General features: G+C 69.7%; 1 protein-coding gene. It reads left to right on the top strand.

Annotated elements, in window-relative coordinates:
* Nucleotides 1-120: 120 nt before the first annotated feature.
* The gene (locus ACIG87_RS32255) at nucleotides 121-1,518 is read left to right on the top strand and encodes an IS1380 family transposase (RefSeq protein ID WP_396855402.1); all 1,398 of its coding nucleotides are present in this window, start codon (nucleotides 121-123) and stop codon (nucleotides 1,516-1,518) included.
* The last annotated feature ends 146 nt before the right edge of the window (nucleotides 1,519-1,664 follow it).

The raw sequence follows: 1,664 nt of genomic DNA, 5'->3' as shown, positions 1-1,664 counted from the left end.
CCTCGGCCCTTCGGTAAGGGCTGCCCACGGACTGGGCTGAGAACGAAGAAGTGCCTTCTGATCTGGGAAAATAGGGCTTGTCGAGAGTCCCATGTTCCTGTCACGGAAGGCACTTGCTGGGTGAAGGCTACCGCAACACGTCCGAAGATCATGGTGACCGGGGGCGGGCGGGGCGTGGTGGGTCACGTCGGTGCCCGGCTGCTCGCTGACCTGGCCGATGCGACTGGGCTGACCAGCGCGTTCGGTGAGGCCCTGGCCGGGCTGCGGCAGCGGCGGGGCGGGCACGATCCGGGCCGGGTAGCGGTCGATCTGGCGGTGATGCTCGCCGACGGCGGCGAGGCCATCGCTGATCTCGCGGTGCTGCGTAACGAGGCCGGTCTGTTCGGGCCAGTGGCCTCCGACCCGACCGCGTGGCGGTTGTTGTCCCGACTGGACGAGCCGATGCTGGCCCACCTGCGGGCCGCGCGGGCCCGAGCCCGCGAGGTCGCCTGGGCCCAGCATGCCGAGGTCCGCGGTGACCTGCCGCAGCCCACGGTGGCCGGCCGCCCGGTCGACGGTCTGGTCCTGGACATCGACGCGACCATCGTGATCTGCCACTCGGAGAAGGAGGCAGCGACCCGTACGTGGAAGAAGACGTTCGGCTTCCACCCGTTGCTGTGCTTTCTGGACAACACCGGCGAAGCCCTCGCCGGCCTGCTACGGGAAGGCCGGGCCGGATCCAACACCACCGCCGACCACATCACCGTGCTCGACCAGGCCCTCGCCCAGATCCCCGACGCGGCCCGGCACGGCACCCCCATCCTGCTGCGCAGTGACTCCGCTGGTTCCAGCCACGGCTTCCTCGCCCACATCCGAGCCTTGCGCGAGCAGCACCTCGACATCCGATTCTCCGTCGGCGCCGCGATCACCGAAGGCGTGCGGGCGGCGATCCGCGCCGCGACCGGCTGGGTTCCCGCCGTCGACACCGAGGGTGACCTGCGTGACCATGCCGAGGTCTGCGAGATCACCGGCCTGTTCGACGCCGGCGGCTGGCCGCCCGGCACCCGGTTCCTGGTCCGCCGGGAACGCCCGCACCCGGGCGCCCAACTGACCCTGTTCGACACTATCGAAGGCTGGCGGCACCAGGTCGTCGCCACCGACACCCCACCCGGCGGCGGCAGCATCCAGTTCCTGGAGGCCCGGCACCGGGCCCACGCCCGCGCCGAGGACCGCATCCGCACCGGCAAGAACACCGGCCTCGGCCGGTTCCCGTCCCGACACTTCGCCATCAACCAGGCCTGGCTCCACCTCGCTCTGACCGGCATCGACCTACTCGCCTGGACCCAGAACCTACTCCTGGACGGCGAGCTGGCCACCGCCGAACCGAAGAAGCTGCGTTACCGGCTGCTGCACGTCGCAGCCCGGATCACCCGCACCGCCCGGCAGACCCGCCTCGCCATCGCCGCCAACTGGCCCTGGACCGACGCCCTGACCAGCGCGTTCAACAAGCTCACCGCACTACCCCGGCCCACCAGCTGACCTCGAGACGCACGCCCGACCAGCACCACGGAGGAACCCGGCCCAGCGCCGGGACCTTGGCATGCCAACAGAACATCAGCAAACACGCAAACTGCACTCATCGAGCAGCGGCTATTGATCCATGCTCAAGTGAAAGACCGAGGTTA

Origin of the sequence: Micromonospora sp. NPDC051925, from assembly GCF_044548625.1 — a bacterium.
Classification (GTDB): domain Bacteria; phylum Actinomycetota; class Actinomycetes; order Mycobacteriales; family Micromonosporaceae; genus Micromonospora.
This window is presented reverse-complemented; position numbering and strand designations above follow the sequence as displayed.